Genomic DNA, 21,428 nt, shown 5'->3' on the forward strand with positions numbered 1-21,428 from the left:
GCCGAAACTGCTCTACGGTGGCCGCATGCGGTTCGTCAGTCGTTGCCGGCCGGTCATGGGCGCCATGGCTGTCCTCGTCACGCTCGCGCTCTCCGGATGCACACGGCAGCCGGCGGCGCCGTTGCCATCAACCACGACGACGGATGCCCCGGTCTTCGCCTCGGACGCCGAAGCCCTCGCCGCGGCCACGGCGGCCTACGCCGCCTACCAGGAGATGTCGAGTTTGATCGGCCATGAAGGCGGTTCATTGCCGGAGAGAATGTCCCGAGTGTCGGCCGGCGAGGCCCTTGAATCGGAAACAGCTTCCTTCGTGGACATGGCGTCCAAAGGATTACGAGGCGTCGGCGAGCTCGCATTCGATTCATTGACAGTCCAGTCAGCCGACCTATCGACGGGGATGATTCAGGCTTATCTCTGTCTGGACGTTTCGAAAACGGACGTGGTCGATGCCAATGGCGAGAGCTCGATTCCAGCCGACCGGGCGACGCGGTTCCCGCTTCATGTGAACTTTGTTTTGGATACTGCTGCGCAGAAACTCATCGTGGATACCTCAGAGTCATGGTCAGGCAAAAACTTCTGCTAGGGACGGTCGCATTTGTCTTATGCGCCGCTCCCACGCAATCGCTGGCAAACTCGCTCTGGGCAACCGCCTCGTGTGTGGGATGGAGCGCATCACAAGGGAATTGTACTGATCCGCCTCCGGCGGCTGGCACGGTAAACGGCGGCGGGGTGGACCTGTCCGCCGGTTACGACACCGTTTTTGGCGGCGGTGGCGGGGCCGGCGGCGACGCTGGGGGCGGTGCGGGGGACTCGGCGGTGGGTGGCGGAGGACAGCAGGGCGTGGCAACGGTACCTGGCCCGGGCACGATCGTGCGGGACGGGTTCACCATCAACTGCGTCGCCGGCACTCCCTGCGACCCGAACCTGATCGTGAGCGTCAGCGACCTCGTCAACTTCCGGCCTGCAGCGCCGAACCGGCGGATGGAGCCCCGCGGCTGGAGCGTGGTCGGCCTGCCCACCAACTTCATCGCCGCGGCCACCGTGCACATCCGCTCAGGATCGCTGCTCGGTTTTCCGGCCGAGGTGCGTTTCACCCCCATCCGGTTCAGTTGGGATTTCGGGGATGGCCAGAGCCTGGACACCAGCAGTGCCGGTGCGACCTGGGCAGACCAGGGCCTTCCGGAGTTCTCCGACACGCCCACCAGCCACATCTTCACGGCATCCGGTGGTCGCTCGATCACCGTAAGCGTTGTCTATTCGGCCGAGTACCGGTTCGCCGGCCGTGACTGGCGCGGGGTGCGCGGCACTCTGGCGGTCTCGACGACCCCGCTGAGCGTGGTCGTAGCCGAAGCGCGCACTGTGCTCGTCAACCGGGAGTGCACCGCCGGCGCGGCGGGCCCGGGCTGCTGACGGCGCGGTCGCGGCGAGACCTGCAAGCAAGGTCACGGCTTCATCATTGAATGCTCCCAGCCTGCACAAACCATTCACTCAGGTTCGGGCGCAAAGCTGGCATCGCTTGGAAGGAGCACACCATTACCGACAACACGCAGGACTCCGGTACTACCCCTGATCCTCGCAACGGCGCAATTCCGTTCGAAGTCAATGCCGCAGGGGAGACCATCTCTCCCGCCGAGGAGAACGCGGCTGTTCCCGTCCCTTCGCCAGACGCGCCCGCCCAGGCCCACCCGGAACAGGCTCACCCGGAACAGGCCCAGCCGGAACAGGCCCAGCCGGAACAGGCCCAGCCGGAGCAGCCGCGGCCCGCGGAGTCCTTCCCCCCCGAAGCGCAGCCGACCGAGGTGCTCGCCGATGCGGCCCAGCCGGCATCCGCTGCTCCGCATGCTGACGCCGGCCAGTTCCACCCGCCTCAGCAGGCCCAGGCGACGGCGCCCTATGCCACGGATGCCTTCGGCCGTCCGATGCCGACCGACGGCTCCGCCCCCGGTTACCACGCGCCGAATGCCACGCCTCAGGCGTACGCCACCGCGAACGGCCTGCCTCCCCACACCCCCGGTTCAGGTCCGGTCAAGGACCCGGCCACGCGCAGGGCAAGCATCGCCCTGATCGCGGCGCTGGCCATTGGAGCTCTGGTCGGCGGAGCATCCGGTGCAGGCGTGACGGCGTTCGTGCTGACCAACCAGAACAACGGCGTCCCTGTCAACCAGGCGCAGGGTCCGAGCAGCGTCGTGGTCAACAACACCGACAGCGTCAACCAGATCACCGCCGTGGCCGCGAAGGCGTCGCCCAGCGTCGTAACAATCGAGGCCAGCAGCGGCAACTCCGGCGGCACCGGCTCCGGAGTCGTGCTCACCGAAGACGGCTATGTGCTCACCAACACCCACGTCGTCACCCTCGACGGCGCGGCCGCCGACGCGACCCTCCAGGTCAAGAGCAGTGACGGCAAACTCTATGCCGCCACCATCGTCGGCACCGACCCGATCTCCGACCTCGCCGTCGTGAAGCTCACCGACGCCAAGGGGCTCAGCCCGATCAGATTCGCCGACTCCGGCAAGATCAATGTCGGTGACACGGCCATCGCCATCGGCGCCCCGCTCGGCCTGGCCGGCACGGTCACCGACGGCATCGTCAGCGCGCTCAACCGCAGCATTTCGATTGCCTCGTCTGCCGCCCCGACGACGCCGGATACCACCACGCCAGACGGCCAGAGCCCGTTCTTCTTCGATTTGCCAAACAAGGACGGCAGCAAGTCCAAGCAGGGCACGTCCAATTCGGGCAGCATCTCGCTGTCGGTCATCCAGACGGATGCCGCGATCAACCCCGGCAACTCCGGTGGCGCTCTGCTCAACGCCAAGGGCGAGCTGATCGGCATCAACGTGGCCATCGCCAACGCCGGCGGCTCATCCACCTCAGCGTCCGGGAGCATCGGCGTCGGCTTCTCCATTCCGTCGAACCTGGCCAAGCGGGTCTCGGATGAACTGATCGCCAACGGCAAGGCCACCCACGGCCTGCTCGGCGCGAGCGTGACCAGCGCGGCCAGCGACCCTCAGAGCACCACCGTCGGCGCCCTGATCAGCGAAGTCTCCTCGGGCGGTGCCGCAGAGAAGGCAGGCCTGAAGAAGGGTGACGTGATCACCAACTTCAACGGGGTCCCGATCACAGACGCCAACGACCTGACCGCGCAGGTGCGCGGGCTGGCGGCGGGCGACAAGGCCGAACTGACCTTCGTGCGTGGCGGCAAGTCCAGCACCGTGTCCGTCACCGTCGGGCAGCTCGCCAGCTGACCGAGCGCTGCTTCCTTCCCGCTGCGCCGCCGGCTCTCTGCCGGCGGCGCAGTTCTGCGTTCTGCAGGCCACGTATGGCGGCAAAGTCACGGCTGGTAGGCTCAAGCGACCCTCCGGAGGAATGCAAAAATGATCAGCCAGGTGCCACCTCGCGGAGACACACCGCTGCTCGGAGTCTCCTACGTGATGCCCGTGCTCAACGACGTGACCCATGTCCGTGATGCCGTTCTCAGCCTCTTGCACCAGGACTACACCGGACCATTCGAGGTCACCCTCGCCCTCGGGCCGAGCATCGACGGCACCACCGAACTCGTCGAGGAAATGGCCTCCGTCGACCCGCGGATCCGGGTCGTCGACAACGAGGTCGGGTCGACGCCGGCCGGACTGAACATTGCCATCCGGGCCTCGCAATACCCGGTCGTGATCCGGGTGGATGCCCATTCTGTGCTGCCGGCGGACTACGCGCGCATCGCGGTGGAAACCCTTGAACGCACGGGGGCGGACAACGTCGGCGGCGTCATGGACGCCCAGGGCGAGAACCCCTTCCAGAAGGCCGTCGCCCGCGCCTACGGTACGAAGATCGGCCTTGGTGGCACGCCCCTGCACGTCGGCGGCCCTGATGGAAAGGCGGAGACGGTCTACCTTGGCTGCTTCCGGATGGACAGCCTGGTGCGGGTCGGCCTCTTCGACGAGGGCATCAAACGTGGCCAGGACTGGGAACTCAACCGGCGCATCCGCGACCTCGGGGGAACTGTCTGGTTCACGCCCCGACTGCGCGTGGTCTACCGTCCGCGCCCGAGCCTCGCCCGGCTCGCCAGGCAGATGGTCTCCACCGGGCTCTGGCGCGGCGAACTCGCCCGGCGCTTCCCGGCGGCGAACGGCATCCGTTATTTCGCCCCGCCAGTGATGGTGGTCGGCGTTGTGCTCGGCCTGCTTCTCGGCGGGGCCGGGATAGCCGCTCTGCCCGCCGGCACGGCACCGTGGCTGCTACTCGGATTCGTCGCCCCGGGGGCCTACCTGCTCATCGTGCTCATCGCGACCGTGGCCGTCACCCGCCCGGACGAGTTTCGTGCCGGGCTCTGGTTTCTCGTAGTCTTGCCGTGCATCCACTTCTGCTGGGGCATCGGATTCCTGCTCGGGTATCTCAATCTCACCAACAACATCACGGCCCACACCGGGAGGCACCCATGACGCCAGGAACACCAGCGTCCGCTCGACCGGCTTCGATTGCCGAGCTGCGGGCCGTGGCGCAGCCGCCCGAGGTACGCCTGCGGGCGAACGCCGAGCACTGGACCGCCTCGCTCTACCTGCGCGACATCTCTCCCTACATCACCTGGATGCTGCTGAAGACCCGGATCACCGCGAACGGGGTCACGGGGCTGATGATCCTGGTCGGCTGGTCGACGGCCGCGGCGCTGCTCATCCCTGGCGTCTGGGGCGCGCTCCTGGCGCTCATCCTCGGGCAACTGCAGATGCTGGTGGACTGCTGCGACGGTGAGGTGGCCCGCTGGCGCAAGGAATCCTCTCCGGCGGGGGTGTTCCTCGACAAGGTCGGCCACTACACGACCGAGGCGCTCATTCCGATCGCGTTCGGCATCAGGGCGGCGGCATTTCCGTTCGAGGCCCCGGCGGACCTGCTCTGGACCACCCTCGCCCTGCTCCTCGCACTCATCATCGTGCTGAACAAGGCGCTCAACGATATGGTGCACGTGGCCAGGGCGAACGCCGGGCTCACAAAACTTTCCGACACTCGCGGCGAGAAGACCCTCACCTCCAGCCGCCTCGCCCAGGTGCGCCGCCTCGCCCGATTCGTGCCGTTCCACCGCCTGTACCACTCGGTCGAACTCACCATCCTGATTTTTGTGGCGGCCATTCTCGGCAGCTTCGCGGGTGAACCCCTCGTCGACCGGGTCGTGCTGATCGTGCTCATCCCGCTGTCGTTCCTAGCCCTGGTCGGCCACTTCGTCGCCATCATGGCCTCCAAGCGTGTCCGTTCCTGAGGCCACCCCGATGGGGCCGGTCACGCCGACGGTCGGCGTCGTCGTGCTCACCCAGGGGACGCGGCAGGGAGACCTGGCCCGCGGCATCCGTTCACTGCTCGACCAGCAGGACGTGCGCCTCGATATCGTCTGCGTCGGTAACGGCTGGCAGCCGACCGGATTGCCGGCGGGGGTGAAGTCCCTCGGGCTGCCGACCAATCTCGGTATTCCGGCCGGGCGCAACCGCGGGGTCTCCTCTGTCGCCGGTGAATTCCTGTTCTTCCTGGACGACGACGCCAGCATCCCCGACCCTCGCTTTCTCAGCGAGGCGATAGCCATGCTCCGCGCCGACCCGACCATCGGCCTTCTGCAGCCGAGGGTGGTCGACCCCTCCGGTCTCACCTCACCCCGCCGCTGGATCCCGCGCATCCGCAAGGGTGAAGCGACCCACTCCAGCAACGTTTTTTCGGTGTGGGAGGGCGCGGTGCTCCTGCCCCGGGGGGTCTTCGATGCGACCGGGGGCTGGGCGGAACCGTTCTTCTATGCCCATGAGGGCATTGAGTTGGCCTGGCGCGTCTGGGATCTGGGCCTTCGCACCTGGTACGCGGGAGACCTCGTCGCAAATCACCCGGTGATCCAGCAGACCCGGCACGATGATTACTATCGGCTCAACGCCCGCAACAGGGTCTGGCTCGCCCGCCGAAACCTTCCCGCCCCGCTCGTGCCCGTCTACGCGGGCGCCTGGCTGGGCATCCAGCTGCTGCGCTGGTCGCGCAATCGGCCTGCTCTCCGGGCCTGGTTCGGTGGCTTTCGTGAGGGCTGGACAAGCGACCCGGGGGAGCGCCGCCCGCTCAAGGCCGGCACCGTGTGGCGGATGACCCTGGCCGGGCGTCCGCCCATCGTCTGACGGTGGCCGCCGAACACCCGTTCGGGGGTCACGGGGAGCCGTGGGCCTGCCGCAATCGGTATTCTTGACTGGTGGGTATAAAAAAAGACGTCGGGCTTGCGTTCAAGCTGCTGAAGGACGTCACGGCATCGCGCAAGGCGCAGCGTCTCCTGAACGGTCGTCTTGCGATGCGCGATCTCAAGCAGGACCACCATTTCAAGATTGCGGTCTACTTCGCGGACGGTGGTGTCAACCTCTACCAGATCCGTCAGTGGTACAAACCGCTGGCGGAGCTCGCCGAGAAGTGGCCGGTTCTGATTCTCAGCCGAAGCGGCAGCGGGGCCCTTCCGCTCATCGACGAGGCACCCGTTCCGGTCGCCTACGTGCGGAAGGTCTCCGACCTCGAGCGGGTGCTCGAGGAGCAGGACATCCGGATCGTGCTGTACGTCAACCAGAACCCGCGGAACTTCCAGATGATGCACTACGGGCGTCGCTGGCACGTTTTCATCAACCATGGTGAAAGCGACAAGGTGTACATGGTCACGAACCAGATCAAGGCCTACGACTACGCCTTCGTCGCCGGGGATGCCGCGCTGGCCCGCCTCGACAAGGTGCTCTGGGACTACGACTTCGACAAACGGGCGATCAAGATCGGGCGACCGCAGGCCGACCACTACAGCGGGACCCTCCCCTACACCCCGGACGAACGCCAGGTGGTGCTCTACGCCCCGACCTGGGAAGGAGATCGCCCGGCCGCCGCTTACGGATCGATCGGGACGCACGGTATGGCGCTCGTGTCAGCCCTGCTCGACACGGGACGGCACCGGGTGATCTACCGTCCTCACCCGCGCAGCGGTGTCATCGACACCGAGTACGCGGCCGCGAACCGCCGAATCATCACGGCGATCGCGGCTGCCAACTCGCGTGACGCTTCCGCGAGGCACATCTACGACGCGAGTCCCGACCTCGGGTGGCAACTCTCGGTCGCTGACGTGGCCATCGTCGACATCTCGGCCATGGTGTATGACCGCCTCGCCGCGGGAAAGGCGCTGATGGTGACGCGCCCGGTGAACCCGGACGCCCAGATCGACTCGAGCGGGTATCTCTCTGACTGCGAGTGGCTGGACGCCGCCGAGGCCGGCGACATTGTGCGTGTTCTGGAGGATCTGTCTCAGGACAGCGAGGTGGCGCAACGGCTGGCCGTGTGGGTGGAGCGGTACTTCGGTGACACGGGTGCAGGGGTCGCCACGGAACGCTTCCAAGCCGCGGTTCAGCACCTGATGGATGAATGGGACCGGTTCAATGTGATGCACCCGGCGGCGACAAGTGTCGACGCTCTCGAAGCCGGCCCGGTGACCCCGGTCGACGCCGCCGACGGCCGCTAGACCGGAGGATGCCCGGCACCATCCGGTGCGACACCGGACGCCCCGCCCTCGGTTTCTCGTTCTGCTCTGGCGCGGCGCAGGGCCGTCGGCACCAGGCCGGGCAGTTTGGCGAGCTTTCCGCGGCCGCGCTGAATGAGCCTGCCGGAGCGTCCAGCGAGCAGGGCGGTCTCCTGCACCGCAGCCTCCCGCACCTCGATTTCCCGCACCATGACGGCCCTGGCCCGAGGGTCGAGCTCGGGGCGGAACCCGGCGGGGGCCTGCCCGAATGCCATCCGCGACGAGTGGATGACCCGCCTACCGAGAATGTGGTTGCCGGCGCCACCGATGACCGCGCCGACCCCGAACGGCAGGGCCTTTCCGATCAGGCTCGCGCCGCCGGCGGCCGCGAACTGCCTGATGAAGGCGGTCTGCAGCCGGTCGGAGAGCGGCCCCATGATGGCCCGGGGGAGGCTGGTCGTCACGAGTTCCCCCCAATACGCGGTGCGCGCGGTACCGTTTCCGGAAAACTGGCCGGCGAGCTGGCGCACCAGGTCTGAGCCTTCATGCCCGAGCATCATGGTCATCACCAGCGCCCGCGCCCGCTCTGGGTCGTCGACGGAGATTCCATGCACCTCACTCACGGACTGGGTGAAGAGGGCCGTGGCCTCGAGGAAGCCGGCCGTTTCGACTCCGGACAGGGCAAGCGTGATCCCGGTTCCAACGCCGGGTATCAGGGCCGTCGCGCCGACGGCCGCGCCCCCGGTCGTCACAGCGGCGAGGTAGCGCCGTTCCAGGATCTGCACGAGTTCCACGGGCCCGGCGTGGGGTGATCGGCGGCGGATGGACCGGATATGCGCGAGCACCGCCGGGCGGTGGATCGCCATGACCCGGTCGAAGCCTTTTGTGATGGCGGGCGGCAGCTGGCCACCCTGGGGCAGTCCACCTGTGGTCGACACGATTGGTTTGGGTTTCCTTGCCATCGAACTGCTCTCCTTAGACTCCCGACGAGTTTACGTGCCGGTGCGGACATCTGCCGGAGCACTGGCGGGATGCTCACGCCGAGCCTATAGATGGAGGATGCCAGAGCCTTCCTCCGAAGCATCCCGCATCCTGGGTGATCGCCTCCGTCTGCGACGCCGCCAGCTGTCACTCAACCAGGAGGAGGTGGCCCACCTGGCCGGCCTGAACGTGTCGAACTATGCCCGCATCGATCGGGGCCACGGCAACCCGACGTTCCACACGCTGATCAGACTCGCCACGGTGCTCGGGCTCGAACCAGGCGAGCTGATGAGCGGATTCTCGGCTGAGCACCTGCCGGTGAGCCGAGATGATCGCGAGGCAGCTCTCGTGCGGCGGCTGCGCTGACCCATCGGGCTGACCCGTCGCGCTGACCGGCCAGGTCCCCGCTCACGCGGGCTTGATGCCGTACTGCGTGTTGTAGAGACCGAGGACCTCGTCGATGGGCCCGTCGAGCACGAGGGCGCCCTTGTCCAGGTACAGGCCGCGCGTGCAGAAACGTCGAAGGTCGCGTTCGTTGTGGGAGACGAAGAACAGCGTGCGCCCACCCGCGAGGAGTTCTTCGATCCGTCGATAGCATTTCTCACGGAACGCCTTGTCACCCACCGCAAGCACCTCGTCCACCAAGAGGATGGGCTCTTCGAGCCGAGAGATCACCGCGAATGCGATCCGCACCTTCATGCCACTGGACAGGTGTTTGTAGGGGGTGTCGATGAAGTCGCCGATCTCGGCGAAGTCGAGGATGTCGTCGAAGCGCGCGTCGATCTGGGCCCGGGTCATGCCGTGCAGGCCCGCCGTGAGGTAGACGTTGTCCCGCACCGTGAGATCGTCCACGAAACCGCCGGTGATCTCGATCAACGGCGCGACCCCGTCGGTGACGTGCACGGTACCCTCGTCGGAGAGGACCACGCCCGTGACCAGTTTCAGCAGGGTCGACTTGCCCTGTCCGTTGCGGCCGACAACGCCGATGGCCTCGCCGCGCTGGACCGTGAATGAGACCTCTCGGAGCGCCCAGAATTCGTCGGGCCGACTGCGCCGCCGCCCGCCGGCGAATAGATCCTTGAAACTGCGACGACCGCGGCGGTTTCGTCGAAAACGGATGCCGACCCCGGTCAGCGAGATGACTGGCGCCGCCACTAGATCTCCTTCAGGACTGCGCGCTCGGTGCGCTTGAAAACCAGGATCCCGAGGCCGAGCAGGGCCAAAGAAATTCCGGCGCTGATGCCGACGGTGAGCCAGTTCAGGTTTCCGGGGAAGAATGCCGCCCGGTAGAGGCTGAAGATCCCACTCAGCGGATTGAGTGCCGCCCAGAAGTGCAGCTGGCCGGGGAGGTCCGAGGTGCTGTAGATGATCGGGGAGGCGTAGAACAGGAACCGGAGCACGAGCTTGACGGCTCGCTCCAGGTCGCGGAAGAAGACGACCAGGGGCGCGACCATGAGCCCGATCCCGGCGGTCAGCACGGTTTGGATCAGGATGGCCAGTGGGAACAGGAAGGCCCCCGTGGTGATCGGCGCGCCGGACAGTACAGCAAAGAAGAGGAGGACCGGGACGGAGGCCAGGAACTCGATGCCCTTGGACAGTACCAGGCGGTTGACCCAGATGGTGCGGGGGATCCGGGTGGAGCGGATGAGCTTCGACTCGCGCAGGAACGCACGGGTGCAGTCGGAGATGGTGCCGTTGAACCACATCCAGGGCAGGAGGGCGGAGAGCAGGAAGATTATGTACGGCTCGTGGCCCGCTCCGCGGTGGAACACCTGGGTGAAGACGAACCAGTAGATGCCGGCCATCACGAGCGGGTCAAGAATCGACCAGAAGTAGCCCAGCAGCGACGTCGAGTAGCGAACCCGCAGGTCCCGCTGAGTCAGTAGCCAGAGAGAATGCCGGTAGCGCGCAAACGACGTGCGTTGCTCGGGCCGCACTTCCGCATAACTACTCACTCAACCAATCGTAGGTGAGGCCGGCCCGGCGCGGCTGCAACCTCCGATGCAGCGAGTCCCGGACATGAAAAACGCCCTCCGGCACCTGATCGGTGCCGGGGGGCGATTTCGATGTCGACGTCTGCTCTAGACGTAGAGGTTCGCGCGCTCCAGGTCCTCAGCGAAGTCGACCTCGACTGCGTAGAAGTCCGAGATGTCGAGCGGCTCGACGAGGAGATTGTTCTTCTCGATGGCGAGTTCGATGCCGCGTTCGAAGTAGTCCTGGTCGCCGACCTTGGCGAGGTGGTGAAGCAGGATCGCCTTGTAGGCGCTCGAGATGTAGTTGATGCCGACCGCTTCGCCGAGCCCGCCCTTGACGGTCTTGGACAGCTCCTTGATGTAGCCCTCGGCGCTGGTGGTGTACTTGACCTCTTCATCGGACACCTTCGAGGTGTTGACGGTGACGAACGACTGGTCGCGGGCGACCATCGCTGCGGCGCGGTCGAGGATGGCGGGATCGAAGACGACGTCGCCGTTCATCCACAGCACGCCGCCGGTGCTCGACGCCTGCAGCGCGCGCATCAGGCTCTTCGACGTGTTGGTCTGGTCGTACTCTTCGTTGTACACGAAGGATGCCTGCGGGAACGCCTCGATTATGTGCTCGAGCTTGTAGCCGACCACGATCGTGACCTTGGCCTTCTTGCCGAAGGCGTGCGCGATGTTGTCGAACTGTTGCTGCATGATCGTTCGACCGTCGTTGAGTTCGGTGAGCGGTTTCGGGAGCGAACGACCGAGTCTGCTTCCCATGCCTGCTGCCAAAATGACTACCTGGGTGGTCACGATTGTCTCCTAAAAAAAGATTCGAGCGACCCCTGCATCCGATGCATAAGACTCTTGTTTCTCACAAGTTTGTCCGGGGTTCACCCATAAGTTCACGTATAGACACGCCGTTATGCCAGCATGAGTCTACCTTATGGCCTCTATCGGGGGGAAGAGGCGGTTACGGAGCGTGCTCATTCCGTCACGACGGGCACCGTTCCCGCTCCGTTGTGTGTCGTCGGCTGACCGGTGAACCTGCGGTGTCCGACGGTCCTTGGTAGGTTAGCGGGGTGACTCTTGTGCCCCCCAACTCCGAGCCCGACGAGCCGACGAGTGTCCCGCCCGTGGTGGCTGGGACCCCTGCGAAAACGAAGAATACAACGGACGAGCACGACATTACGGTGTCCACGCCCGCGGCAACCAAACGGCCCGTGCGCAAGACCCCGGTTCGAAAGACTTCGGCCCGTCCGACGGGCGCCAACCGAACCCCGGCTGCGCGCTCCAAGCCCGCCGCCTCGCCGATCGCCGCCGACTCGGAAGCCCCGACGACATCCGCTGGGACAGCGCCGAAGCCGGCGAGCGGCTCGGCCGCGGCGAAGCCCCGGGCGACCAGGCCAGCGGCGCGCATGCCCGCCGCCCGCCCCACGACCGCGCGCGCCAAGGCCCCATCATCTGCGGAATCTGGTCCGGATGCGCAGGATTCCGCGGCGGCAACGCCGCTCGCCGCCCGGTCCGCGGCCGCGAAGGCAACGGCTACCCGCACGGCCATCGCCAGGTCAGAATCGGCGGCCAAGTCGAGTGCGGCACGTGCCGACACGGCGAAGGCGCGCGCCGCAAAGGCCGCGGCGACGAGGGCCGCGGTGCTCGCTTCGTCGCTTGGCCGGTCCGTCGACGAGCCGGCATCCGACGAGGTCACTCCTGGCGGGCCGACCGGCGTCGAGACCAGGGCCGCTGAGCTAGCCGTCGCCGAGCTCGTTGTCGCTGGGCCGCCCGTCGCCGAGCCCGCAGCTTCGAACTCCGTGCAGCCGACCTCGGCGAATGTCGCGACACCCGAACCCAGCGCCCCTGAGGCGGAAGAGGCTGCGGCGTCGGTGCCTGAGACCGCGACACTCGAACCGGTCAATGAGGCCGTGGAGACTATCGTCCCGCCTGCCTCGGACGCCGAAACACCTCCACCCGAGGATGCGGTCCCCGGCGTGGTGCCGGACGCGGATGCCGCGACACCCACGGCGGTGGCCGTCCGCGCACCGCGTAAGGCGGCGGCACGATCGTCGCGCACCGGGGCCAAGCGGAGTCCGAAGTCGACAACACCGGTCCAGGGAGGACCGCTTACCCCGCTCGTACTTTCGGTGACGGGGCTGGAGAAGAGCTTTGGTAACACCGTGGCCGTGTCCGGGATCGATCTCGAGGTACGCGAGGGATCCTTTTACGGCATCGTGGGACCAAACGGAGCTGGAAAGACAACAACCCTTTCCATGATCACCGGACTCCTCCGGCCCGACGCGGGCACCGTCCAGGTGCACGGCATCGATGTCTGGGGCAGCCCCATCGCAGCCAAGCGCATTATCGGGGTGCTGCCCGACCGGCTCCGGTTGTTCGACCGACTCACCGGGGCACAGCTGCTCTACTACTCCGGGGTCCTGCGCGGACTCGACGGAGCGACAGTTCGCAAGAGGTCGGCAGATCTGGCCGCGGCGTTCGGCCTCGAAGACGCGCTCAACCGGCTCGTCGTCGACTACTCGGCCGGGATGACGAAGAAGATCGCTCTGGCCTGCGCCATGATCCACTCGCCGAGGGTGCTCGTGCTCGACGAACCCTTCGAGTCTGTTGACCCGGTCTCCGCGGTCAACGTCACTGAGATCCTGCAGAAGTACGTGGCGAGCGGCGGCACAGTGGTGCTGTCCAGCCACGGCATGGACCTGATCCAGCGGGTCTGCGACCACGTGGCCATCATCGTGCAGGGGGCGGTTCTCGCCTCCGGCACCATCGACGAGGTGCGGGGCGAAAAGACCCTTGAAGAGCGGTTCATCGAGCTTGCCGGCGGACGCAAGGTTGCGGAGGGTATGGAGTGGCTGCACAGTTTCTCGGACTGAAACTTCGCCTGCTCGCGAACTTGTTCCGGCGCAGTCCCTGGCAAGTCGCCGGCATCGCGATAGCACTCCTCTACGGCCTCGCCGTCGCCGTCGGTCTTCTTGTCGTGCTGGTCGGACTCAGATTCGTCGGCGATGTCATCACAATCCGCGACGGACTGGTTGTCGCGGGGTCAATTGTCGTACTCGGGTTCTTCCTCGTTCCGCTGGTCTTCGGCATCGACGACAGCATGGACCCACGGAAGTTCGCCACCATGGGCATCCCGAATCGTCGGCTGTCGGCAGGTCTGGCTCTCGCCTCCCTGCTGGGAGTGCCGGCCCTCGTGCTGGCGCTCGTGCTCCTCGGCACCATCGTGACCTGGTCGCGGGGTGTGGTCGAGACGCTGCTGGCCATTGTGGCGGCCGCCCTTCTGCTGGCGACCTGCCTGCTTGCCTCCCGGGTGAGCACCTCGATCGCGGCGTTCGTCCTGTCGACCCGCAGGTCCCGGGAATTCACAGGCATCATCGGTGTGCTCCTCCTGGTGATGGTGGCCCCGGTCGTCCTGCTCATCCTCAACCTCGACTGGGAGCGCTACGGCCTCGACCTGCTCGGGGGGCTCTCGGCGATCCTCGGTTGGACGCCGTTGGGTGCCGCATGGGCGGTCCCCGGCGACGCCGCCACCGGTGGGTGGGGACCGGCCGTCCTGAAGCTGCTCATCTCGGCCGCCACGGTCTACCTTCTGTGGCTGGCCTGGCAGGCGCTGGTCGCACGGATGCTCGTCACCCCGCGCCGTGAGGCCCAGGCCCGCCAGTACGGCGGCCTCGGCTGGTTCGACCGCATGCCGCACACCCCGATCGGCGTCATCGCTGCACGCAGTCTCACCTACTGGGGCAGGGACTCGCGGTACTGGATGTCGCTGGTCATGATCCCTGTCATCCCCGTCCTGGTCATCCTTCCCCTCTCCTTCGCCGGGGTTTCCCTCCCGTACCTGGCCCTGCTGCCGGTCCCGCTGATGTGCATCTTCCTCGGCTGGACGATGCACAACGATGTCGCCTACGACCACACGGCCATCTGGCTCCACGTCGCGTCCGGCACCCGGGGATTCGCCGACCGGATCGGACGCCTGGTTCCGACCCTGTTCGTCGGCATCCCCCTGATCGGGATCGGCTCGGCGGTCAGCGTTTCGTTCTTCGGTGACTGGACCGTGCTGCCGTCCGTGCTCGGTGTGAGCACCTGTATCCTCCTCACCGGGCTCGGTTTTTCGAGCTATACTTCGGCCCGGTTCCCATACCCATCGACGAAACCGGGGGATAGCCCGTTCACCCAGCCCCAATCAACCGACACCGCCGCGGCGATGATCCAGTCGCTGACCTTCACCGGCTCGATTCTGTTGTCGCTGCCGTCGATCAGTTTCGCCGTCCTGGGCATATTCGCCGATCCGATCTGGTACCTCCCTGCTCTGTTCTCGGGCGTGGGTGTCGGCCTGCTCACCCTCATCGGCGGGATCTGGCTTGGCGCTCGCACGTTCGAACGGCGTGGTCCGGAGATGCTCGCGTCCGCGATTCGCGCCTGAGCCGCCCACACTGGATCCTTCGCTCCTGCCTACAATGTTTGTATGACTGAAGACTTTCGCGCGAGCATTGCAGAACCGGGCCAGCCGGGCAGCGGCACCTCCACGCTTGACCGCGAGCTCGAGGAACTCATCAACCAGGAGCAGATCGAGCCGGGCGACCACGAGCGGTTCTCCCACTACGTTCCCAAGGACAAGATCCTCGAGTCTGCGATCTCTGGAAAGCCCGTGCGCGCCCTGTGCGGCAAGAAATGGCTGCCCGGACGTGACCCGGAGAAGTTCCCGGTCTGCCCGACCTGCAAGGCCATCTACGAGAAGATGAAGGGCTAGCCTCAGTCGTCATCGCCTACCGGTGCAGCGTCGGTCGTATCGGGTTAGCGTCGGTCCTATCGGTACAGCGTCGGTCCTATCGGTACAGCGTCGGTCCTATCGGTACAGCGTGGGGATGACGGGGTCGCCCCGACCGAGCCGGAACGCCTCGATCGGCAGTTCCTGCATGACGCGGGCGTTGTGGGTCCTGGCCCGCACGGTGCCGGCGGCCCCGAGGTAGCCCTCGTCGATGACGCCGTCGGTGACGAACGGCACGAGCAGGGCGCGCTCATGACCGTCGAGAGCCTCGACGTCGGCGACGTTCTCGTCGGCCGCACCGACGAGCACGATTTCCGCCCGGGCGATTCCGGAAGCATCGAGGCGCCGTACCGAGCTTTTGCGGCCGCCGACCGATGCCTTGGCGGTGGAGGTCTTGGCGACGGACACCCATTCGCCCGCGTCGTCCCGGTGCGCGACCAGCTTGTAGACCATGTCGGCGGCAGGGGCGCCTGAGCCCGTCACGACGGAAGTCCCGACCCCGAACGCGTCGACCGGTGAGGCGGAGAGCGCGGCAATCGAATACTCATCGAGGTCGCTGGTGACCGTGATCCTGGTGTTGACGGCGCCCAGGGAGTCAAGTTGCGCTCGTGCCCCCGCGACGACTGTCGGCAGGTCGCCCGAGTCGATCCGGATCGAGCCGAGGCCGGGACCGGCCACCTTGATGGCCAGGTCGATACCGCGGGAGACGTCGTAGGTGTCGACGAGGAGCGTCGTCGACACCCCGAAGGCGGCAACCTGGGCGCGGAACGCCTCTTCCTCGCTGTCGTGGAGCAGGGTGAACGAATGCGCTGCCGTCCCCATCGTCGGCACGCCCCAACTGCGCCCCGCCTCGAGGTTGCTCGTGGACGCAAAACCGGCGATGTATGCGGCCCGGGCCGCCGCGACGGCCGAGTACTCCCCAGTGCGGCGTGAGCCCATCTCCGCGAGCGGCCGGCCCAGGCTCACCGACACCATCCGGGCTGCCGCGCCGGCGACGGAACTGTCGTAGTTGAGCACACTCAGGATCAGTGTTTCGAGGATGACACACTCGGCGAAGCTGCCGTCGACCGTCACCAGCGGCGAGCCGGGGAAGTAGGCCTCGCCCTCCTGATAACCCCAGATGTCACCGCGGAAGGTGTAGTCAGCCAGCCAGTCGAGGGTGGGCCGGCGCACGACGGCGTTGACATCGAGCCAGGTGAGTTCTGCATCCGTGAACCTGAAATCGCGGATGAGCTCGAGGAGACGCCCGGTACCGGCGACGATTCCGTACCGGCGACCGGAGGGGAGCCGCCTCGCGAAGGCCTCGAACTGGCACTCACGACCGGCGGTGCCGCTCTGGATGGCGGCGTCCACCATGGTGAGTTCGTATCGGTCGGTGCGGAATGCTGAGGATTCGGTCACCCGATAAACCCTATCCGCACCGACCGGCGGTTGGTCCCGGTGGTGATTTACAGGGCGCCGAAGGCGACGATGCAGTTCTGGCCGCCGAAACCGAATGCGTTCGCCAGGGCGTAGCGGACGGGCTTAACCCTGGCGGTCAGCGGAACATAGTCCAGGGTGCAGTCCGGGTCGGGGGTAACGTAATTGATCGTCGGAGGGATGATCCCGGTGCGGATCGACAGGGCGCAGAGCAGACCGGACAGGGCTCCCGCTGCGCCGATCAGGTGGCCGGTCATCGACTTGGGAGCAGTGACGGCGATTCCGTCGGCGGAGTCACCGAGCGCCTGCCGGATGGCCGAGGACTCCGCGCGGTCGTTCGCCTGGGTCGACGTGCCGTGCGCACAGATCAAGTCGATGTCGCTCGGGTTCAGCTTCGACTTCGCGAGGGCCTTGGTCATCGCCAGGCTGGCGTACTTCCCCGTCGGTTCGGGGGCCACGATGCTGTGGCCGTCACTGGTCAGCGCCCCTCCGAGAACCTCGGCGTAAACGCGGGCGCCGCGGGCCCTGGCGTGGGAGAGCAACTCCATCACGAAGATGACCGCGCCCTCGCCGAATACGAGGCCATTTCGGTCGGCGTCGAACGGGCGGCTCGCCTCCGCTGGGGAGTCGTTGTTCTTGGACGCCGCGTGCATTGCATTGAGGCCGGCGAACATGACGGGGGTGATGGCGGCTTCGACGCCGCCGGCGATGACGACGTCCGCGTCCCCCATCATCAAAAGCGTGCGGGCTTCGAGCAGCGCGTATGCACCGCTGGCGCAGGCCAGGGCGCTGGCGTTGACCGGGCCGTGAACGCCCAGGTCGATCGCCACCTCGCAGGCCGCCATGTTCAGCAGCGAGGACGGCACGAAACGCGGCGGGATGCGACGCGAGTCGCCGGAGTTGACAAGTTCGGTGGCCTCCTGGATCTCAGCGAAGCCGGAAACAGCGCTGTTCACCACCACGGCGGTGTCGATTCCCTCCATGGAGGGTCCGTATCCGGCATCGGCTACGGCCTCGCGGGCAGCGGCAATCGCGAGCTGGGACGCGCGGGAGGCCCGCTTGACCTGCTTGATGGACATCTGCTCGGCCGGAACGAAGTTCTTCACTTCGCCGGCGATCTGGGTCGGCAGACCGTCGGGGTCGAACTGCGTGATCCGAGCGACCCCGCTCCGCCCGTTTGTGAGACCCGACCATGTTTCCCGCCAGGTGTTTCCCAGCGGCGTCAAGGCGCCCAGCCCGGTAATTACGACTCGATCATTCACTGGGTCATCTCCTCAAACGACGAATGTGACGTCATTCTGCGCGGTTACCGTCGGTTGGCGGGCCCCGTATTTTGAGTGTAGTTACGCCCATATTCCCGCTCTGGCACGTGTGAAGGCCTTTCGGCAGACCCTGAGAATATGCCCACAATCGGCCGGCCTGGGGCGGGCGAGCCGTGCTCGCGCGGATCCCTCAGCCGGCCGGGCACTTCGTCGGGAACGGAGGATTCCGACTAGGCTCAACTGTCGTGACGGATGCACCGATTGGAATCTTCGATTCCGGAGTAGGCGGCCTGACTGTCGCCCGGGCGATCAAGGATCAGCTGCCCAACGAATCGATCCTCTATATCGGGGACACCGCTCATTCCCCGTACGGTCCGAAGAAGATCGCTGATGTGCGCCGCTACGCCCTCCAAGTGCTCGACGACCTCGTCGCCCAGGACGTGAAGATGCTCGTGATCGCGTGTAACACCGCATCCGCCGCCGTGCTCCGCGACGCACGGGAGCGTTACAGCGTGCCTGTGGTCGAGGTCATCCAACCTGCTGTGCGACGCGCGGTCGGCACCACCAGGAACAACCGGGTCGGCGTGATCGGCACCATCGGGACCGTCAAGTCCCGCGCCTACGACGATGCGTTCGCCGCAGCCACCGACATCCGGCTCTTCACCCAGGCGTGCCCCCGATTCGTCGAATTCGTCGAAGCCGGGGTGACCACGGGCGATGAGGTCCTCGCGGTGGCGGAGGAATACCTGGCCCCCCTCAAAGCCGCGGGGGTCGACACCCTGGTGCTCGGCTGCACTCACTATCCATTCCTGCGCGGCGCCATCTCCTACGTGATGGGCGACACCGTGACCCTCGTGTCCAGCGACACTGAAACTGCCAACGACGTCTACCGGGCCCTGGTCAGCCAGGGCGCCGAACGCGCGGACAAACGCCCGCCGACCTACCGCTACGAAGCCACCGGGGGCAGTGCCGAGGACTTCCTCAGCCTCGCGCACCGCCTGGTGGGCCAGGACATCGCCCGGGTCGACCTCGTCGAGACCGGCACCTTCAACCTGAGCGAGCTCGTCGAATTCGCGGCATCGCATCCGAACACCACCAAGGAGACCTCGTGAACGACATTGTGCGCGCCGACGGACGAACGACAGATGAGCTTCGGCCGGTCACGATCGAGCGTGGCTGGAGCGACCAGGCCGAAGGCTCTGCGTTGATCTCCTTCGGCCGCACGAGGGTGCTCTGCACGGCCTCGTTCACCAACGGCGTCCCGCGGTGGATGGCAGGCAAGGGCGCAGGCTGGGTCACCGCGGAGTATTCCATGCTGCCTCGGTCCACCAATGACCGGATGGCCCGCGAGTCGGTCAAGGGACGCATCGGCGGCCGCACCCACGAGATCAGCCGACTGGTCGGCCGGAGCCTCCGCGCAGTCGTCGACATGAAAGCGCTGGGTGAGAACACGATCGTGCTGGACTGCGACGTGTTGCAGGCCGACGGCGGCACCCGCACGGCTGCCATCACCGGCGCCTACGTCGCCTTGGCAGATGCCCTCGAATGGGGCCGGGAGAAGAAGTTCCTCGGCCAGAAGGCGCAGCCGCTGATTGACAGCGTTGCGGCCATCTCCGTCGGCATCGTCGGCGGCGTGCCGATGCTCGACCTGGCCTACACGGAGGACTCGAGGGCCGAGACCGATATGAACGTGGTCGTCACCGGCCGTGGGCTGTTCGTCGAGGTGCAGGGAACCGCCGAGGGGGCGCCGTTCGATCGCAGCGAATTGAACTCTTTGCTCGACCTGGCGTTGGCCGGCACGGTCACACTGACCGAGTTCCAGAAGAACGCGCTGGGGCGCTAGCCGTGCAGGTCGTCCTCGCCACCCACAACCCCCACAAGGTGGAGGAGTTGCGCCGCATCCTCGCTCCGCGGCTTCCCGGCATCGAGGTTCTCGCCTACGACGGCCCGGAGCCCGTGGAAGACGGCACCAGTTTCGTCGAGAACGCACTGATCAAGGCGCGTGCGGCGGTCGCTCACACCGGACTGCCCGCCATTGCCGACGATTCCGGCATCTGCGTCGACGTGCTCGGCGGCTCGCCGGGTATCTTCTCGGCGCGGTGGGCCGGCCCGGCCAGGGACGCGGACGCGAACCTGAGGTTGCTGCTCTGGCAGCTTGCCGACGTGCCCGACGACCACCGGGGTGCGCACTTCGCCTGCGTCGCAGCGCTGGCCCTTCCGGATGGCACCGAACGTCATGTCACCGCGGAATGGCCGGGCCAGATCCTGCCTGAGCCTTCAGGGGAGCAAGGCTTCGGTTACGACCCGATCTTCCTTCCCGACGGCTATGCGATCTCGGCCGCCGAGCTCACGCCGAACGTGAAGAACGAGCAAAGCCACCGGGCCAGGGCCTTCGAACAGTTGGTTCCGGTGATTCGGGAACTGCTGGTCGGTTGACCGCCGGCCGCGCCACTGCGGCTGCACACCGGCCGCGGGAGGGCTGTTCCGCCGGTGCCGAGAATGGCACTCATTCCCAACTGGCGGGTCAACTGGCTACCCTCTGGTGTGCGATCTACCTTTGACGCATGGGCCACGATCACGCGCACACCTCGCAGACCAACCGCGTGCGCCTCACGGTGGCTATCGGCATCGTCGCCGTTGTGCTCGTCGTCGAGATCATCGGAGCCGTTCTCATCGGTTCCCTCGCCCTGCTGGCGGACGCCGGCCACATGTTCTCCGACCTTGCCGGCCTGGTCATCGCTCTCGTCGCGACGCTTGTGGCCGCCAGGCCGGCCACCGACCGGCAGACCCTCGGCTACCAGCGGGCCGAGGTCTTCGGTGCGCTGATCAACGGATTGATCCTCGTGGCCGTGGCGATCTCCGTCGTGGTCGTGGTCGTGGTCGTGGTCGTGGCCCTGGCCCGGCTGGTCAGCTCGTCGCCCAGCGAGGTGCAGGCGATGCGATGCTGGTCGTGGCAGCGATCGGCCTCGTCGCGAACATCGCCGGGCTGCTGCTCCTGCGTCCGGCAGCGACAGGCTCGATCAACATGCGCGGGGCCTATCTCGAGGTGCTCGGGGATGCCCTCGGCTCGGTGGCGGTCATCGTGGCGGCCGCGGTCATCCTGCTCACGGGCTTCGCCCAGGCAGATGCGATCGCGTCCCTGATGATCGCGGCGATGATCGGTCCTCGGGCTTTCGTGCTCCTCCGCGACGTCGTGCGGGTGCTCAGCGACTCAGTCCCCATCGACACGGACGTCACGGAGATCAGGCGACACCTGCTGGAGACGGCCGGAATGGTCGCCGTGCACGATGTGCACGTCTGGGCGATCACGTCCGGCGCGCACGTCTTCAGCGCCCACGTGGTGGTGGAACCTGCGGTGCTCCGGTCGGAAGGATCGGGGGAGCTGCTCGATGTCCTGTCCGCCTGTCTCACCGAGCACTTCGACGTCGATCACTCGACGTTCCAGTTGGAACCGGCGGAGCATGCCGCGCACGAGGATTACCCTCACCTCTGAGTCGGCGCTCCGGTCGTCGCTCGGGCCGATCATGCCACAGCAA

At 66.5% G+C, this 21,428-nt stretch carries 20 protein-coding genes and 1 pseudogene; 15 read left to right on the top strand and 6 right to left on the bottom strand.

The window, feature by feature from the left end; genetic code table 11:
* The first annotated feature begins 25 nt into the window (after positions 1-25).
* The 7 genes from E3O19_RS15990 (at position 26) to E3O19_RS16020 (ending at position 7,492) form a co-directional block, all read left to right on the top strand.
* The gene (locus E3O19_RS15990; RefSeq protein ID WP_134569284.1) at positions 26-583 is read left to right on the top strand and encodes a hypothetical protein; all 558 of its coding nucleotides are present in this window, start codon (positions 26-28) and stop codon (positions 581-583) included.
* Positions 584-840: 257 nt separating this feature from the next.
* Entirely contained in the window at positions 841-1,410 is a 570-nt protein-coding gene (locus E3O19_RS15995; protein WP_134569286.1) for a hypothetical protein, read from the top strand.
* Positions 1,411-1,460: 50 nt separating this feature from the next.
* Positions 1,461-3,242, top strand: a complete 1,782-nt coding sequence (locus tag E3O19_RS16000; RefSeq protein ID WP_134569288.1) for a S1C family serine protease — start codon at positions 1,461-1,463, stop codon at positions 3,240-3,242.
* Positions 3,243-3,371: 129 nt separating this feature from the next.
* Positions 3,372-4,433, top strand: a complete 1,062-nt coding sequence (locus tag E3O19_RS16005; protein WP_241981437.1) for a glycosyltransferase family 2 protein — start codon at positions 3,372-3,374, stop codon at positions 4,431-4,433.
* Positions 4,430-5,242 carry a CDP-alcohol phosphatidyltransferase family protein gene (locus E3O19_RS16010; RefSeq protein WP_134569290.1) on the top strand — a complete coding sequence of 271 codons (813 nt, stop codon included), beginning with the start codon at positions 4,430-4,432 and terminating at the stop codon, positions 5,240-5,242. The genes E3O19_RS16005 and E3O19_RS16010 overlap by 4 nt, the downstream gene beginning before the upstream one ends.
* Positions 5,243-5,252: 10 nt before the next feature.
* The gene (locus E3O19_RS16015) at positions 5,253-6,128 is read left to right on the top strand and encodes a glycosyltransferase family 2 protein (protein WP_134569364.1); all 876 of its coding nucleotides are present in this window, start codon (positions 5,253-5,255) and stop codon (positions 6,126-6,128) included.
* A 71-nt stretch (positions 6,129-6,199) separates the two neighbouring features.
* The gene (locus E3O19_RS16020) at positions 6,200-7,492 is read left to right on the top strand and encodes a hypothetical protein (RefSeq protein ID WP_174776950.1); all 1,293 of its coding nucleotides are present in this window, start codon (positions 6,200-6,202) and stop codon (positions 7,490-7,492) included.
* Here E3O19_RS16020 and E3O19_RS16025 read toward each other — a convergent pair.
* A complete protein-coding gene (locus E3O19_RS16025; RefSeq protein WP_241981438.1) occupies positions 7,489-8,451 on the bottom strand; it encodes a hypothetical protein in 963 nt (320 codons plus the stop codon). The genes E3O19_RS16020 and E3O19_RS16025 overlap by 4 nt on opposite strands.
* Before the next feature lie 97 nt (positions 8,452-8,548).
* Here E3O19_RS16025 and E3O19_RS17890 point away from each other — a divergent pair, with 97 nt between their 5' ends.
* Positions 8,549-8,836 (top strand): helix-turn-helix domain-containing protein, encoded by a 288-nt coding sequence (locus tag E3O19_RS17890; RefSeq protein WP_166804602.1) that lies wholly within the window; start codon positions 8,549-8,551, stop codon positions 8,834-8,836.
* A gap of 42 nt (positions 8,837-8,878) precedes the next feature.
* Here E3O19_RS17890 and E3O19_RS16035 read toward each other — a convergent pair whose 3' ends face one another.
* The 3 genes from E3O19_RS16035 to E3O19_RS16045 all read right to left on the bottom strand — a co-directional run bounded on the left by E3O19_RS16035 (position 8,879) and on the right by E3O19_RS16045 (position 11,244).
* Positions 8,879-9,625, bottom strand: a complete 747-nt coding sequence (locus E3O19_RS16035) for an ABC transporter ATP-binding protein (protein WP_134569294.1) — start codon at positions 9,623-9,625, stop codon at positions 8,879-8,881.
* Positions 9,625-10,425, bottom strand: coding sequence for an ABC transporter permease (locus E3O19_RS16040; RefSeq protein ID WP_241981439.1), 801 nt, complete (start codon positions 10,423-10,425; stop codon positions 9,625-9,627). The genes E3O19_RS16035 and E3O19_RS16040 overlap by 1 nt, the downstream gene beginning before the upstream one ends.
* A gap of 126 nt (positions 10,426-10,551) precedes the next feature.
* Entirely contained in the window at positions 10,552-11,244 is a 693-nt protein-coding gene (locus E3O19_RS16045) for a phosphocholine cytidylyltransferase family protein (RefSeq protein WP_134569295.1), read from the bottom strand.
* A 269-nt stretch (positions 11,245-11,513) separates the two neighbouring features.
* Between E3O19_RS16045 and E3O19_RS18890 the strand changes: the two genes are divergently transcribed.
* The 3 genes from E3O19_RS18890 to E3O19_RS16060 are packed head-to-tail and all read left to right on the top strand — an operon-like array spanning position 11,514 to position 15,193.
* Complete coding sequence (locus E3O19_RS18890; protein WP_420898633.1) at positions 11,514-13,316, top strand: ABC transporter ATP-binding protein; 1,803 nt, start codon at positions 11,514-11,516, stop codon at positions 13,314-13,316.
* Positions 13,292-14,866 (top strand): hypothetical protein, encoded by a 1,575-nt coding sequence (locus tag E3O19_RS16055; RefSeq protein WP_241981440.1) that lies wholly within the window; start codon positions 13,292-13,294, stop codon positions 14,864-14,866. The genes E3O19_RS18890 and E3O19_RS16055 overlap by 25 nt, the downstream gene beginning before the upstream one ends.
* Positions 14,867-14,908: 42 nt before the next feature.
* Positions 14,909-15,193 carry a DUF3039 domain-containing protein gene (locus E3O19_RS16060; RefSeq protein ID WP_134569296.1) on the top strand — a complete coding sequence of 95 codons (285 nt, stop codon included), beginning with the start codon at positions 14,909-14,911 and terminating at the stop codon, positions 15,191-15,193.
* A 96-nt stretch (positions 15,194-15,289) separates the two neighbouring features.
* On the opposite strand, the gene E3O19_RS16065 is transcribed toward E3O19_RS16060, so the two are convergent.
* Positions 15,290-16,612, bottom strand: a complete 1,323-nt coding sequence (locus tag E3O19_RS16065; protein WP_134569297.1) for a nicotinate phosphoribosyltransferase — start codon at positions 16,610-16,612, stop codon at positions 15,290-15,292.
* Between the two features lie 47 nt (positions 16,613-16,659).
* Positions 16,660-17,892, bottom strand: a complete 1,233-nt coding sequence (locus E3O19_RS16070) for a beta-ketoacyl-[acyl-carrier-protein] synthase family protein (RefSeq protein WP_134569298.1) — start codon at positions 17,890-17,892, stop codon at positions 16,660-16,662.
* A gap of 245 nt (positions 17,893-18,137) precedes the next feature.
* Here E3O19_RS16070 and murI point away from each other — a divergent pair, with 245 nt between their 5' ends.
* The 4 genes and pseudogenes from murI to E3O19_RS16090 all read left to right on the top strand — a co-directional run bounded on the left by murI (position 18,138) and on the right by E3O19_RS16090 (position 21,385).
* Positions 18,138-19,004 carry a glutamate racemase gene (gene murI, locus E3O19_RS16075; RefSeq protein ID WP_134569299.1) on the top strand — a complete coding sequence of 289 codons (867 nt, stop codon included), beginning with the start codon at positions 18,138-18,140 and terminating at the stop codon, positions 19,002-19,004.
* Positions 19,001-19,735, top strand: coding sequence for a ribonuclease PH (gene rph / locus E3O19_RS16080; protein ID WP_134569300.1), 735 nt, complete (start codon positions 19,001-19,003; stop codon positions 19,733-19,735). The genes murI and rph overlap by 4 nt, the downstream gene beginning before the upstream one ends.
* A gap of 2 nt (positions 19,736-19,737) precedes the next feature.
* The gene (gene rdgB / locus E3O19_RS16085; RefSeq protein WP_134569301.1) at positions 19,738-20,328 is read left to right on the top strand and encodes an RdgB/HAM1 family non-canonical purine NTP pyrophosphatase; all 591 of its coding nucleotides are present in this window, start codon (positions 19,738-19,740) and stop codon (positions 20,326-20,328) included.
* A gap of 128 nt (positions 20,329-20,456) precedes the next feature.
* Positions 20,457-21,385, top strand: a pseudogene (locus E3O19_RS16090) (cation diffusion facilitator family transporter).
* Positions 21,386-21,428: the final 43 nt, after the last annotated feature.

Origin of the sequence: Cryobacterium algoritolerans (genome assembly GCF_004402785.1) — a bacterium.
GTDB lineage: Bacteria > Actinomycetota > Actinomycetes > Actinomycetales > Microbacteriaceae > Cryobacterium > Cryobacterium algoritolerans.